This window comes from Sphingobacterium bovistauri, from assembly GCF_020295405.1.
Lineage (GTDB): Bacteria > Bacteroidota > Bacteroidia > Sphingobacteriales > Sphingobacteriaceae > Sphingobacterium > Sphingobacterium bovistauri.
This window is the reverse complement of the sequence record NZ_JADEYP010000007.1, coordinates 57,319-73,878: the sequence shown is the minus strand read 5'-3', so window position 1 is coordinate 73,878 and position 16,560 is coordinate 57,319. Positions and strand designations below refer to the sequence as shown.

The window sequence follows — 16,560 nt, the reverse complement described above, 5'->3', positions numbered from 1 at the left end:
GTTTTACTGCTCAAATACCCAGTAATCAAAATCAAATAAATTATTAGAAGAACTCCCTTTAAACATAAAATAGAGATCATGAACACCTACTATCTTCTTATGGTTAATTACCTTTTCCTGAAATTTTTTGAAAGATCCAGTATTTGGAATTTTATATACACCAATCAATTCTCCTCCAGGTTTTCCCAAACGGATTTCAATAGCCCCTAAATCATCCTCTGAGGATACTGATGCCTTAAACTTAGTTGCCCCTATTTTGCCAAAATCAACATTCTTAATCAGTATGAAATCATTATTGTTTATCCCAGTTATACACACCGTTGAATTATCATAATCAACTGTCTGAACTCCTGATGACAATGCTATTGTTTCAGCCTCTATTTTAGAATAAGGATTAATCGTATTCATCGCATTATGGATACCCAGACTAGAACTCGTAAGTTTCGAAATTGTACCGTCTTCATTGTATTTTAATTCTTCTATACACACTGATCTTCTATGATTACCACCCGTCTCCAATTTTCCGTTATGATAAACAAAGTACCAACGGTCTTTAAATAAGGATATAGCTTGATGACTTGTAGCACAATTTTCAACAGTTTCTAATAATCTTCCTTTGTATTCCCAAGGACCATGAATAGATTTACTAGTACAATACTCTATTGTCGAAGGCAAACTCGATGAATATGATAGGTAGTAAATTCCATTACGCTTGTGAATCCATGGGGCTTCCCCAAACTTAGGAACGGCAACATCCATGATTTCACCCGAAAAACTAATCATATCAGCGTTTAATTTAACGTATTTGCATTTACCATTTCCCCAAAACAAGTAGGCCTGGCCATCCTCATCAACATAAACTGATGGGTCAATATCATCAAAATCACCTCCATTAGGCGTCATATCATTTGTAATGATTGCTGAACCTCGTACATCGACATAAGGCCCCAAAACATTGTCGCTCACGGCTACACCAATAGCTTTACCTTTAATTTCTTTATGATTTACCGAAACATACCAATAAAACTTTCCATTATGTTCAATACATTGACTTGCCCATGCGTCAGCATTAGCCCATGAGAAATCTAATGCTTTTAACCTAGGTCCATGATCAGTCCAATTAACCATATCAGCAGAAGAAAATATTCTCCATTCCTTCATGTTAAACCATTTCCCTGCTTCAGAGGCTTCATCTCTTCCTGCAAATACATAGAAACGCCCATCATATACTAATGAAGCTGGATCAGCTGTAAATTTGGTTTGGATTATTGGATTTTGCGCATATAGAAATACTGTGCAAAGACTCAAAATTCCAATTAAAAAATTGACAATAAATATTTTTTTAAGTCTCATGTTTAAAATAATACTTGAGCAAACTTATATAGATTATTACGCCAAACAGGCCAAGTATGTCCACCAGGATATTCACTATACGTATATTTTATGCCTATTTCGTCAAATTTTGACAGCATAATCTTACAATTATTATGAGCGATATCTTCTTTACCTCCCATTGCTATCCAGAATGATTTTATATTTTTATTAATCGCATCCTTATTGGTCGTCATTAAAGCATATTGCGGATCCGTTAATTCTTTTTGATTCGCAAACCATCCCGAACTAAAAACACCTAAAGCTGAAAACAAATGTGAGTCTTTTACTCCTGCATATAATGTTTGAATACCCCCCATAGATAATCCAGCTAAAGCCGTATTTTCGGGACCCTTTTTTACCTTATAATTGGAAGAGATAAAAGGCATTACTACTTCTTTTAACTCTCTATCAAACGTCTTTAATGGTGCTTCTGAAAATGCATTACCTCCACCCGCTACACTTACATTCCCATCCATCATCACTATAATCATAGGTTTTGCTTTTTTTTCTGCAATAAGATTATCCATAATCAAATCCGTTTTTCCTTGATTAAACCATCCCGTCTCGTCTTCCCCACCACCGTGCAAAAGATACATAACAGGAAAACTTTCAGCGGATTGATCATAACCTGCAGGCACGTATATATAACATTGGCGCCATTCTCTCAAAACAGGTGAATAGTATCTTCTTATTCTTACCTCTCCATGTGGAATATTTTTCAGGGCGTAATAATCGCCGCCAGCAAAAGGAATTTCTATACCGCTTGCCATTCTTCCCATTCCATAATAAGTTTTACTAGCAGGATCGGCTATCGACATTCCATCTACAATTAATGAATAATAATGAATTCCTTCACTGATTGAATCCGTTATTACACTCCAGGTGCCATTCACATCCTTAGTCATATCATATTTTTTCCCAAAATCTACTTGAAGTTTCTTGACTTCTGGAGCATGAATCTGAAAATGTACTTTGCTATTAGGGTATACTTGTGGGTATCTTGCTCTACGGATGTTAGTTTCAGGAGTATACCCAATAGGACTTAAATCATTTAATTTTTTATAATCCACATCTTTGAATAATAACTGAGAAACCATATATAAGTCATTTTTCCATACCTTGAAATCATGACCTCCCGGCTCTAAATAATACACATGAGGTACTTTTTCCTGCCTTAGATAATCACTTGTTCGTTTACTATTAGCTATCAACCAATCTTGATCTCCGCAAGAAATCCAAAGTAATTTGAGCTTTTTTCTTGCTACATCAGGGTTTGAAAGCAATTGTTTTCTTTGACGTGTGTTTGGCGCAGAAGAGAATCCTCCTACCCATGCAAATACATCTAAGTTACCAAGACCGAAGTTCAATGCTTGACCACCTCCCATCGAGAGTCCAAAAATAGCTCTACTGGTTTGCTCCTTTTTCACAGGAAATTTCTTCTCGATATATGGTATTAAGTCATTTAGCAAATCTTTCTCAAACGTTGCGAAGGCTTCCACCTTATCCTGTGCCATTGTATTGCCTACAGCGCGATCATCTTTCATAGCACGACCATTTGGCAGAACGACAATCATAGGCTCGATTTTTCCTTCTGCATACAAATTATCCAAAATAACTTGTGGAGTTCCATTGTTATACCATTCTTTCTCGTCCCCTCCAATACCATGTAACAGATACAATACGGGGTATTTTTTTGATTTAGAATATCCCGGAGGGGTATATATTAACGCTCTTCTATTTGCTCCAACTGTCTTTGAAGGATAAGTAATAGTATCAATTTTCCCATAATGCGAGAGTTGCCTTTTGACATCAAAACCTTCAGGCGCAATTTTAGCTTGCTGCGCATTACCTTTTAAAATAAAAGATAAGAAAAGTAGTATAATCAAAGTTTTTTTCATCATAATTAGTATTTATTTGACTAATTCACGTTCAATTCAATTTCTCCTTTAAGTAAGCCTTCAGACTTTACCCATATTTTTGCATTACCTTCATAATTCTTTAGTCCTTTAATTATTACTAATGCTTTACCATTAAATGCGTTTCTCTTTAAAGATGAGAAGGAAGTTAAATCATTAGCATCACCATTGTCTGTCGCAACAATTTCTGCACCTCCATCTATAGAGAATACTAATTCATGCTTTGCCGTAGGAACAGTTAATCCGTTTTTATCAACGACCTCTACCGTTACAAAAATCAAATCATCAGTATTTCTTTTTATTGCATTTTTATCCGCTGACATTTTTATCGCATATGCTTCTCTAGAAGTAGAAACTTTATTTTCCGCCCATTTTTTGCCATTTTTGTAGGTAATTACATGCAAATCACCGGGCTGATAACGCACATCGTCCCAACGAAGACGATATTCTCCAGCATGCTTTTTCCGGGTGCCTAATGACTTTCCATTTAAGAATAATTCTCCTTCATCTCCTGAAGTAAAAACATGTACAGGAACTGTATCATTAAGGCTATTTTCCCAATTCCAATGTGGTAAAATATGTGCCATCGGAAAATCCGAACGCCAATAAGATTGATATAAATAAAATCTATCTTTTTTGAATCCAGCTAAATCTATAATTCCGAAATACGAACTTTTGGATTGGTAATATGGCGTAGGTTCACCCAAGTAATCCCATCCTGTCCATACAAATCCACCAGCAACGAAAGGATTTGCATCCATTGTAGTAAAAACTTTATCTGCACTAGAACCAAATGGTACGGTATACAATTCATAACTACTCACTTGAGCTATTTCATCATTTCCCCCTTGACCATTGGCCACAGGTGCACTATTTTCTTTGAACACAGGGAAATAGTATTCTCCTCTGCTACTTACTGCTGCTGCATTTTCACTACTAACAATCATTTTATCGGGATGATATTGTCTGAATGTTGGAAAAGATGGTGGGGCTGTAATTCCTTTAAGATGACTATAAGCAGGAGCATTTCGAATTCCTTCTCCTTGGTAATTAAGACTAATAATATCTGCAACTTTAGCGAAAGGCATATGTGCTTTCGCATAATTCATCGATACTGTTGTAGGACGTGTAGAGTCTTCTTCTTTGACTATATCGTTCAATTTGGACGACAGAATTGCACCTTCTTGATCTGTATATTGCTCTCCTACCTCATTTCCATAGCTCCACATGATTATAGAGGGATGATTCCTGTCCCTTCGAATAAAAGCACGCAAATCTTGTTCATACCAATCATCAAAAATTAGATGAAAGTCTAACGGAGTTTTTCGTAATTTCCAATTATCATAAATTTCATCAATAACCAGAAAACCAAGACTATCCGTTAATTCCAATAATTCAGTAGCAGGTGGGTTATGCGCCATGCGGATGGCATTACAGCCAACCTCCAATAACATATCCAGTTGACGTTTTGCTGCACTGACATTGAATGCAGTACCCAATGATCCTAAATCATGATGTTGATTAACACCTTTCATTACTACTGATTTCCCATTTACAAATAATCCCTTTGAAGCATCAAATTTCAATGAGCGAATACCAAATTTAGTTGTATATTCATCTACTAATTCAGTACCTACATAGACTTTGGTAATAGCAATGTATCGGTTTGGAATTTGCTCTGGAGCAGGCCCCCACAACTTAGGATTATTTACCAAAACAGCCGATTGAAAAACAAAATCTTTTTCGGCTGGAATATTTTTTTCTATAGGCTCAAATGAAAAATCAGCCTTATGACCATACTTACCATTTTGATCTAAATGATAACAAGAAGTAATTAGTTTTACCTTTTGAGACTTATCACTCTCATTTTTCACATTGACATCCAAATGAACTTTAGCAGTTTTTTCAGAAATTTCTCTAGCAGTAATATGAGTTCCCCAATGCCCCACCTGTGTCAGACTTGTCTTGGTAAGCCATACATTTCTATAGATACCTGCCCCAGGATACCAGCGAGAGGATGCTGGAGGGTTATCTATACGTATCGCAATTTGATTTTCTCCACCGTACTTTAAATATGGAGTTAAATTAATTCGAAATGAAGTATACCCATAAGGCCAACCACCTGCAAGCTTACCATTGATCCATACCATAGCATAGGACATAGCACCATCTATATCTAAATAGATAGATTTATTATTATCCCTATTTGTAATTTCCAATTTATTACGATACCATCCTACACCATGCACCGGCAATCTTCCCATACCTCCTCCAATAGGAGCATCCCAACCTTTATAAAAATCTTTTCGTATTGCCCAGTCATGCGGAATACTAATACTCTCCCATTTTTGATCATCAAAATCATGCTGCACAAAGGGGAAATTTTCGCCTGGATTACCTTTTGGTCTTTTATGATGTTTTGCCAAATCCTTCAAAAAATCATTTCCTGTTGGCAAAATCCACGATTTCAACACCATTTGCTTGGCTGTAGCCTTGTCACCTTCAACAGGTCTTGCATCAGCTTCGCGTTTGTCAATATCTTCATTTACTTCTGGTCGAACATCATATATTAGCGTATCAGTAGCATTCTCATATCTAAAAAACTTCCATCCATCTTTTAACAAAATCCGCTCTCGGACAGTACTTTTTGTCTGTCCAAAACTTATTTTGAAAGCTAATGAGATTAAAAAGCAAAGCAAAATGCATTGGCTTTTGATGTTCATGATTAAAAGAGGTTTATACTGGTTATATAATGTTATCTCGTAGTTTACTTAGTTTATTTACCCTCTAAACCAAAAGAGCTTCTATCAGTTGTTAATTTATTTTTGTTTTACATTTTCATAGTCTGCCAGAAATTGAGCTAAACCTGAATCAGTTAAGGGGTGCTTAAGTAACGACAAAATAGCAGAAAGTGGTCCAGTCATCACATCGGCACCAATCTTAGCACATCCCAAAATATGAGTGCTATGACGAACTGAAGCCGCTAAAATTTGTGTTTGAAACCCGTAGTTATCATATATTTCTCGAATTTCTTCAATCAAACCTAAACCATCAACAGAAATATCATCCAATCGCCCTATAAAAGGTGATACATATGTAGCACCAGCTTTAGCAGCTAACAATGCTTGCCCCGCGGAAAAAACCAATGTACAATTGGTTTTTATCCCCTTTTGACTGAAATACTTAATTGCCTTTATCCCATCTTTGATCATCGGCACCTTAACTACTATTTTAGAATCCAATGCTGCCAATCGCTCACCTTCTGTAATCATTTCTTCATATTTTGTAGAAATCACTTCGGCACTTACATCACCATCCACAATACCGCAAATAGCTTTGTAGTGATTAATTACGTTGTCATCTCCGCTTATTCCCTCTTTAGCCATTAAGGAAGGGTTAGTTGTTACCCCATCTAATACCCCTAAATCTTGGGCCTCTTTAATTTGTTGCAAATTGGCTGTATCAATAAAAAATTTCATGTCTTTAATAGATATTATTATCTCAGTTTATAATTGTTTTGACTTTTGTCAATGAAACAAATCTATATGATTCTAAACCTAAGGACTGAAACATATAAAAAAAATAAGGGTAAAAATGTCAAAATAGCCACTTTGAAGGCTCTTAACCATTAGGTTAACGTAAAAACCTAAACTTTATCCTTTTTCATTGCATGAATATATTCACTAGGAGTCATTTGATATTTTACTTTGAACACCTTTGTGAAATAATTGGGATTTGCAAAGCCAGTTTCATAGGCTATTTCAGAAATTGTCTTATCACTTTTTTCTAATAGATTCGCTGCCTTCTCTAATTTTACAGATCGAATAAAATCAACCGGTGACATACCCGTATATTCCAAAAGTCTATTATATAGTGATGCTCTACTCATAAATAAATGAGAACTGAGTGCCTCTACAGATAACTGCGGATTATCTATATTTTCATACACATAGTTCAACACATTTTTCAAAAATTTATCCTTCTCTGAAACAATTGCAATCTCTGGAACGGCGATTGAAACCTGCTTACTGTACACATCTTTAAATGCCTGATGCAAAATCAACAAGCTATTAACTTTCGCTAACAACACGCCAATATCAAATGGCTTGGTGATATAATCCACAGCACCTGACTCCAAACCACAAATTAAGCCGTTTTCCACTTGAGAGGCAGTCATCAACACTATTGGAATATGTTTAGTTCGTTTATCCTGAGCCATTTTATTTGCCAACTCCATGCCATTCATCAAGGGCATTTGTACATCACATAAAACAATATCTGGATGATGAAAAAGCGCCTTTTGCCATCCTTCTTTACCATTATTAGCTTCTAAAACTTTGTAGGAATCATTAAGGATTTCCTTTAAGTAATCTCTGAAATCATCATCATCTTCTACAATTAATAAAGATGGCTTATTTCTTAAATTAGGGTCTAATTCGGGCTCTTCTGCTATACTCACATTCATAGAATCAACAATTGTTCTTTCCAAAGAATCCAACAACAAATCAAAATAGAACACACTCCCCTTACCCAATTCACTATCTACTTTTATTTTTCCTCCATACATGTTCACAAATGACTCCGCAATCGAAAGTCCTATTCCAGAACCTTGATTAAGCACTTTACCTGCTGTATCATGTTGAAAAAAACTATCAAAAATTGCTTCTTGAACTTCTTTAGGAATACCTATTCCTGTATCTCGAACCTCAAATGAGACTTTTACTTTGTTATTCTCCTGATAATCCACGGCACTTATACGAATGGCAATATCGCCGCCCTTTTCCGTAAATTTGAAAGCATTGGAAATAAGATTAAAGAATATGCGTTCAATCTTATTTTCATCAAATGAGGCATATAACTTTTCTTGAGAACTATAAAATGAATAGTCTACATCTCTTTGTATAGCCATATCATTGAAAGATTGAAATACCTCTTGGACATAAGCAACCAAATCGCCATCAGAATTTTGCAGTTTTAGTTCATGCTCTTCCATTTTTCTAAAATCCAGCAATTGGTTCACAAGATTTAACAATCTTTTCGCATTTCTCTTAATTAAATCTAATTGATTTCTTGCATTAGCATCTTGTATTTGATGAATAAGGTTATCGATAGGACCTACGATTAATGAAATTGGTGTTCGGAATTCGTGACTTAAATTGGTTAAAAACTTAATTTTCATCTGATCCAATTTGTGCAATGCCTCCCCTTCTCTCTTTTGTTGTTCAATAAGCTGGCTCGCATTTATGCGCTCCTGTTCTATAGCAAACTTTTGCTTCAAATTCTTAATACCACGATGTCTTATAAATAATAGAGTTCCTGCAATGACAATTAAATAAAATATATAGGCATAAATTGTCCGCCAAAATGGTGGCGCGACCTCTATTTTGATATGTGTTATAGTATCATCCCAAATCCCATCATTATTACTTCCTCGTACTTCGAAAACATAATCTCCGGGATCTAAATTGGTATAATAAGCACTCAGATCATTATCTACACTTATCCAATTTTTATCAAACCCTACCAGACGATATTCGTAGTGATTTTCTTCGGGTACAGTAAAGTTTAACGCAGCAAATGAAATTGAAAAATTCTGTTTAAAATCTAATTTTATAATGTCAGAAGTTTGCAGGGTAGATTGAATAGGCCCGTCTTCAGAAGGAAAAACCAACTGGTTATCAATTTTCAAATCAGTCAGCACCACACGAGCTGGATTTTTATTGATTTTTAAATTGTTCGGATAAAAGTGATTAAAGCCATTCTGTCCACCAAAAAACATCTCTCCATCGGACATTTTCAATCCCGCCCCCAGCATAAACGAACCTTGCTGTAAACCTGCAGCTTGTGTATAGTTCTTAAACACCTTTTTCGTTGTATTGTAACAACTTAATCCTCTATTCGTACTAAACCAAATTTTTCCTGGATATGCCTCTACAATACTTTGAATAACGCCATTAATTAACCCATCTTGCTCTGTAAGGACGCTAAATTTTGAATCACCTTTCGTTAGTACCCCAACACCATTTCCGTTGGTCCCAACCCAAGTGGTACCATTCATATCGTGATGAATTGATAAAATATAATTACTAGGTAAGCCCGAATTCTCTCTATTGTATAAAACAGTTTGATTAGACTTAGGATCATATATGGAGACTCCAGCTCCATATGTTCCTATCCACATTCTACCCTCGTTATCTTGCTTTAAAGACCGAATAAAGTTACTAGGTGGCCTAATATTAGCATTGTCAGATTTTTCTTCAGCAAGATATTTTCTAACCGTTCCTGTTTTCGCATCCAAAATATTAATACCTCCACCGTTCGTTCCGATCCATAAGTTTCCCTTTGAGTCTTTCGTAAGACAAAAGACTTCATTATGGTTAAGCTCCTCAATGCTATTTCCAGCTTTATAGTGTTTAAATATTTTTGAATTAAAATTATAGCGGATCACGCCTTGCTGATATGTACCAATATACACCTCATCTTGATTACCTTGTAAAGTCAATACCGTCAAGTTTTTGATGCTTTTGAATTCATCTAGAACTTGGATCTTATCATTTGCTCTATTATATAAGTACAATCCTCCACCATCGACCCCCACTAAAACATTATTATTATACTCAAGAAATGAAGTTATCATGCTTGTACTCTCACTTCGACGATCCCAGACGTTAATCCCCTTTAGTCCAAATTGACTTAGATTCGTATCATATTTATTTAATCCGCCTTGATACGTTCCAACCCAATAGATTCCAAATTGATCCACGAATATACTCCGAATAGATTTATGACTTAAACTATGAATATTGGATACATCTGGCTTAAACCTCTCTATCGCAAATCGCTCAGTATTAAGCACATCTAACCCATTATCCGTGCCTATCCATACACCACCTTTATTATCTTGTCCTAATGCATATACCCTTTTACTACTCAACTGAATGTTGGACACTTCCTCCAAAGCTTTAAACTTTGTATTATACTTATCGATAAAAAACAATCCATGCGATGACCCTGCCCATATTTTACCCTGCTTATCCTCCGTTATAGAACTGATCTCAATAGTAATACCGCCAGTTGAAGGAATCTTATATTCAATTATTTCACTAAAATCACTTGAGATTTTATAGATAAATCCATTTGTGGATACCCACATTTGATTATTACGATCTCTGTAAATGAAACGAGTAAATTTTGCTAGAAAGAAATTGATAACTTTAGCGTACGATTTATCAGGTAAAGAATTAATATTTTTTGTATTTATAATGCTTAAATCACCATACGAACTTACCCAGAGATTACCCTTAAAATCCTTTCCCAATGATGTAATAGCAGGACTAAGTAATCTATTGTCGGGTGTTTTTTCATATGCTATTATCTTGTCTAATTTTCTGTCATAATAACTAAGTCCACCACCTGTAGTCCCAATCCAAACTCTCCCCTCTTCATCTTCGCATAAGGAATTTATATGATTCGCTCTTAGACCTAATTCGTTATTTGTATCATGTCTATATACCTTATATGTGCGTCCATCATACCTATTAAGTCCATCTTCCGTACCTAACCATAAAAAACCATATGAATCTCTATAAATGCTATAAATAGTATTTGAAGATAGTCCATCCTTAGAGTAATACCGCTGAAAGGATACAGGCAACTCTTGTCCAAATAGAAATCCTATAGAAACAAAAAACAGTAACGGCAAAAGATATTTTCTCATTATTAAATTTTACTAGATAGATGTATTGGTTATGCAAGCTTATTAACGATAAAGCATCGTTGTTCGAATATAATTAAATAATACAAAGCTTGAAACACATTTTTAGGAAAACGATTCAAATGCAATATTATTTGACATTCTTTGCATTCATTTTGACATTCTTACTCTTGCCAAAAAATAACATTATACTAGCTTTGATACAACAATTATAAACTTATTTACTTATGAATTCTCAACAGTATTAAATGAATATTCTATGCTTATAGATATATAACATTTTTTATTGTCTGAAATTTTACATCAACCTTAACCAATAAATAAACTCCTATGAAATGAAAAAATGATACAAAAACGTAAAAATAAACCTCGTGGTAATAACCGACCCCAAAAAGTACTACGTACTGAATAATATTCATCAGAAATAATTAACCAATTTATAAAACTAGATGCTATGATGATAAAATATACTATCAGTCACATTTGGCATTTGAAAAAATCTAAACTAAAATATTTATCCTATGGATTTTTTCTGCTATTATTCTTATTTACTACCTCAATAGTACAAGCCCAATCCTATAAGCGGATACAAGGCACAGTACTAGACGAAAACAATAAAGCTATTGAAGGTGCGTCCATAAGAGTCAAAGACGCAAACACGATTACAACCTCCTCAGCACAGGGAAGATTTGTAATTAATGTTCCTCAAGGTAAAAACACACTTATAATCTCTATGGTTGGATACAAGTCCATTGAGAAAAATATCGGTAGCCAAACGGATATAAACATCATCCTTGTGGAATCTTCTGTCGAAATAGAAGAAACCATTGTCGTAGGATACGGAAAACAACGTAAAGAAAGTGTTGTAGGAGCAATAACACAGACCACGGGTGAAGTTCTAGAGCGAACCGGTGGTGTTACCAATCTTGGGATGGCACTTACTGGTAATTTGCCTGGTCTTGTGACTACATCATCGACCGGTATGCCTGGTGGGGAAGACCCACAAATACTAATTCGAGCGCAAACTTCCTGGAATAGTAGCTCTCCTCTCATCTTAGTAGATGGTATAGAAAGATCTATAGGTACAATAGATATTGCCTCAGTAGAAAGTATTTCAGTACTAAAAGATGCTTCTGCTACTGCTGTTTTTGGTGTAAAAGGCGCTAATGGTGTTATCTTAATTAAAACCAAAGAAGGAATCGCAGGTAAAGCAACAATACGTGGCCGAGTAAACTCGACTGCTAAAGTACCTTCAAAACTACCAAGTAAATATGACTCCTATGATGGATTATCCCTAAGAAACAGAGTTGTTGAAAATGAATTAATGGTACTGCCTACTACTTGGGCACACATCAGACCGGAAGAAATATTATTGAAATACCGCAATCCTTTGAATGATGAAGAATGGGATCGATATCCAAATACGGACTGGGAAGAAGAATTGTTTCGTGAATACGCAACCTCTTACGGAGCCAACGTCAATGTTCAAGGTGGAAGCGATATTGTAAAATACTTTGCTTCAATTGACTATGTTGGTGAAGGTGACTTGTTCAAAACTTTCGAAAATAATCGCGGCTACAAGTCCAATTTTAGATATGATAGACTAAACGTTAGAAGTAATTTAGACTTTAGTTTATCAAAAACAACTAAATTTTCCACCAAATTATTTGGCTCTAATGGAGTAAGGCAGTATCCTTTTGGAGTTGGGGGTAATGATGGACGCTTCTGGACATCTGTATATCGTACAGCACCAGATGCAATGCGTCCAATATATTCCGATGGTACATGGGGATATTATCCACAGCGTGACCATGATGTACCCAACTCTATGTATATACTAGCTTTCTCTGGAGCAGAAAAAAGCACACAAACTCAACTAACGACCGACTTTACTATCAATCAGGATTTAAATAGTTTACTGCCTGGACTTACATTCAGAGCCAATTACTCTATAGACAATACTTTTAGAGAAAATGGTCGTGGTGTCACAGATCCCAATCAACCTGTAAAAAAATGGATTGATCCAGCAACTGGCAACATGATATTTGATCCTATCGATCTATCAACTAACATGGATCAAATGGATATGATTCGTTGGAGTAACCAAAGTGGATCAGTTGATAAAGGTGCTACATATCGTCGCATCAATTATTCAGGTCAACTAAACTATTCCAAAACTATTGGAAAACACGAAGTTAGTGCAACAGGAGTCTTCATGCGTGAAAAATTTGCTAGAGGTAGTGAGTTTGCTCGATATCGTGAAGATTGGGTATTCCGTACAGTATATGATTATGACAGAAGATATTTATTCGAAGCAAACGGTGCATACAATGGATCTGAGAAATTTGGACCAGATTACCGTTTCGACTTCTTCCCTTCTTTAGCTGCTGGATGGATAGTTTCCAATGAAAAATTCATGGAAAATGTAAAGTTTATACGAAACCTAAAATTACGGGCATCTTGGGGTAAAATTGGTGATGACAATGGTGGAGGTAGATGGCTTTATAATGACCAATGGGGCTTTGGTGGGAATACACAAATGGGAAGTCCATTACAAAACACCCCGTATACATTCTATAGAATTAATACGTTAGGTAACCCTTATATAGCTTGGGAAAAAGTTGAGAAAAGAAATTTTGGTATTGAATATTCCTTATTCAATGGGTTCGTATCAGGAGATATAGATTTCTTTCAAGATATGAGAACAGATATTCTAATTTCGGGAGGCTCTCGTGCTGTACCCTCATACTTTGGACAATCTGCTCCTATCGCAAACTTGGGTAGTGTAGAAGGAAAAGGTTACGAATTCACGTTAAACCTTAATCATAAATTTGCCTCAGGTTTGAGATTATGGGCAAATACAAGTTTGACCTATGCCGAAAATACCGTTTTATTCAGAGACGATCCATCGCTACTTCCTGAATATCAAAAACAACAAAACATGCCTTTAGGTCAAGCTCGTTCATTCTTAAATCACGGCTATTTACAAACTTGGGATGATATCTATGGCAGTACAAAACGTACATCAAATGATAACATGAAACTTGCTGGAGATTATAACATTATCGATTTCAATGCCGATGGTGTGATTGACAGATTTGACTCTACACCTTATGAATACTCTGGTTCACCAAGAAATACATATAATGCTAGCGTAGGTGCAGAATGGAATAATTTATCTATTTTCTTACAATTCTACGGTGTAAATAATGTAACACGCGAAGTAACATTCCCTACATTCAATACCTACTCAGGATCCAATGTAGCTTATGTAGAAGGCACCTATTGGACAAAAGAAAATGGAGGAGGCAGCATTCCATTACCACGTTATTCGTCAGCCATTCCCTTTGGTGGTGAAGGTACAAGATACTTATATGATGGATCATACGTACGACTAAAAAATGCAGAGGTTGCCTACACAGTAAAGGGTAACTCAATAAAAAAATTAGGATTAAATGCATGTCGAATCTACTTAAATGGAAATAACCTTCTATTGTGGACTAAGATGCCTGATGATAGAGAGTCCAATTTTGCAGGCGGCTCATCAGGTGGTGCTTACCCTACATTAAGAAGATATAACATTGGATTAGACATTACTTTTTAAAACTTGCAGATTATGAAGAATTATAGTAAAAAGTTGGTTTTTCCACTACTGATTTTGTCAATATTAGTGGGAATTACTTCCTGTAAAAAATATTTAGATAAATCTCCCCTAGCCGATATCGATGAAAGAGAAGCTTTTCAAAGCTATAGAAACTTTCAAGGATTTGTGGAGGAATTATACAACTGTGTCCCTCTACTAACAGCCATTGGATCACACAATAACTGGAATTTTGGTGAAGATGAATTATGGGAAATGGGAGATAACAGATTGTTTGCATACAATATTGATCATGGAGATTATTGGGCATGGAATACTGCAGTTTTTGGATCATGGTTTAAAGCTGGAGGTAACCCTACAAGTAACAACAGAGGTGATAAAGGTAATCTTTGGGGGTTATCATGGTATGGCATAAGAAAAGCAAATATTGGATTGGCTAATTTGGACCTGCTTATTGAAGCTACTCCTGAAGAAAAACAATTAATAGAAGGTCAACTATACTTTTTCAGAGGTTGGTTTCATTTCATGTTAATGCAATACTGGGGAGGACTTCCTTATATCGATGTGGCTCTTTCTCCAGCAGAACCACCACGTGTACCAAGATTAAATTATCAAGCAACAGCTGAAAAAGTAGCGGAAGACCTGCGTAAAGCTGCAGATTTACTTCCTGTTGACTGGGATCAAACGACCATTGGTTCGGTAACACGAGGAACAAACGATAGACGTGCCAATAAAATTATGGCGTTAGGTTTTTTAGGTAAAAATTTATTATACGCTGGTAGCCCCCTAATGAATGAAGAGTCAACCGGTAGTAACACCTATAATACTGATTTTTGCAAAAGAGCTGCTGATGTTTTTGGTGAAGCACTACAAATAGTAGAGTCGACAAATAGATATCAACTAATACCATTCGAACATTATTCAAAGATCTTCTATACATTTTCTCAAAACGGAGCTATTCCCGGTGCAATAAGTATACAAGAAGGAGGTACTGAGAGACGTTATAGAGAAGCAATAATGCTTGAGAACCATGCCGAATCGAATGGAAGATTCCGTTGGAATCAAGCCACAGATTACCGTCCATATGCCATTATCGCAAGAGGTATCAAAGCCTACCCTACTGCTAACTATGTAGATAACTATGGAATGGCTAATGGCTTGCCAATAAATATGGAAAATCCTTCACAACCGGATGCTGAATCTGGATATAACCCTCAATTTCCTTGGAAAAATCGTGACCCTAGATTTTATCATGATATTATGGTTGACGGAGAAAAGGTCGTGAATAACGGCAGTTATGTACAAAATGATCATCGCAGACAATATGCTAGTTTGCATACTGGAGGATTCTTCAGGACTGATAATTCACATCGTGCACCAATCACAGGATATATGCTTGCTAAGTACATAGCGAGATTCTCGAATGACTGGGAAGGTTTTATGGATAACAATGTGATGTATTTAAGTTTATTGAGGCTATCAGATATGTATCTGATGTATGCAGAGGCCGCTTCCGAGGGCTATGATTCTCCAACAGGTAAATCATCAAATTATAATAAAACAGCAGTAGATGCTGTGAATTTTGTCAGAGACAGACCTGGATTAAATGTAGGACATGTTGCTTCTAAATTTTTAGCATCTCAAACTGCTTTCCGCTCAGAATATAGAAGAGAGCGCGCTGTTGAACTTTCATTCGAAGGACATCGGTTTAATGACTTAAGACGTTGGTTACTATTGTCAGAAAAACCTTATGTATATAAAAAAGGAATCGACTTTGACAGAGGTATGCCTAATGATCAAGTATATGCAGACCCTATCAACGCGAGAGTCTTAAATTTCAGACAGTATACCATTTTCGAAAGAAAATATGAAAAGAGACATTACTGGTTTCCTTTCCTAGTGTCGGATGTCAATATCTATGAAGGTTTTTCGCAGAATCCTGGATGGTAAAATTT

Annotated in this window: 7 protein-coding genes; 2 read left to right on the top strand and 5 right to left on the bottom strand. The window is 35.7% G+C overall.

Annotated features, from left to right (window positions below; translation table 11 throughout):
• Positions 1 to 3 precede the first annotated feature (3 nt).
• The 5 genes from IPZ78_RS05610 to IPZ78_RS05590 all read right to left on the bottom strand — a co-directional run bounded on the left by IPZ78_RS05610 (position 4) and on the right by IPZ78_RS05590 (position 11,007).
• On the bottom strand, positions 4 to 1,353 hold the full coding sequence (locus tag IPZ78_RS05610) for a glycoside hydrolase family 43 protein (protein WP_225552014.1): 1,350 nt from the start codon (positions 1,351 to 1,353) through the stop codon (positions 4 to 6).
• A 2-nt stretch (positions 1,354 to 1,355) separates the two neighbouring features.
• Positions 1,356 to 3,275: an alpha/beta hydrolase-fold protein gene (locus IPZ78_RS05605; RefSeq protein ID WP_225552013.1), complete on the bottom strand. Its 1,920-nt coding sequence runs from the start codon at positions 3,273 to 3,275 to the stop codon at positions 1,356 to 1,358.
• Positions 3,276 to 3,292: 17 nt separating this feature from the next.
• The gene (gene galB / locus IPZ78_RS05600) at positions 3,293 to 6,013 is read right to left on the bottom strand and encodes a beta-galactosidase GalB (protein ID WP_225552012.1); all 2,721 of its coding nucleotides are present in this window, start codon (positions 6,011 to 6,013) and stop codon (positions 3,293 to 3,295) included.
• Positions 6,014 to 6,109: 96 nt separating this feature from the next.
• On the bottom strand, positions 6,110 to 6,769 hold the full coding sequence (fsa, locus tag IPZ78_RS05595) for a fructose-6-phosphate aldolase (RefSeq protein ID WP_225552011.1): 660 nt from the start codon (positions 6,767 to 6,769) through the stop codon (positions 6,110 to 6,112).
• Between the two features lie 167 nt (positions 6,770 to 6,936).
• Positions 6,937 to 11,007 (bottom strand): hybrid sensor histidine kinase/response regulator transcription factor, encoded by a 4,071-nt coding sequence (locus IPZ78_RS05590; RefSeq protein WP_225552010.1) that lies wholly within the window; start codon positions 11,005 to 11,007, stop codon positions 6,937 to 6,939.
• Positions 11,008 to 11,458: 451 nt separating this feature from the next.
• On the opposite strand from IPZ78_RS05590, the gene IPZ78_RS05585 reads away from it, so the two are divergent.
• Together IPZ78_RS05585 and IPZ78_RS05580 are read left to right on the top strand one after the other, a co-directional pair.
• Positions 11,459 to 14,608, top strand: a complete 3,150-nt coding sequence (locus IPZ78_RS05585; RefSeq protein WP_225552009.1) for a SusC/RagA family TonB-linked outer membrane protein — start codon at positions 11,459 to 11,461, stop codon at positions 14,606 to 14,608.
• A 12-nt stretch (positions 14,609 to 14,620) separates the two neighbouring features.
• Positions 14,621 to 16,555 carry a RagB/SusD family nutrient uptake outer membrane protein gene (locus IPZ78_RS05580; protein ID WP_225552008.1) on the top strand — a complete coding sequence of 645 codons (1,935 nt, stop codon included), beginning with the start codon at positions 14,621 to 14,623 and terminating at the stop codon, positions 16,553 to 16,555.
• Positions 16,556 to 16,560 lie beyond the last annotated feature (5 nt).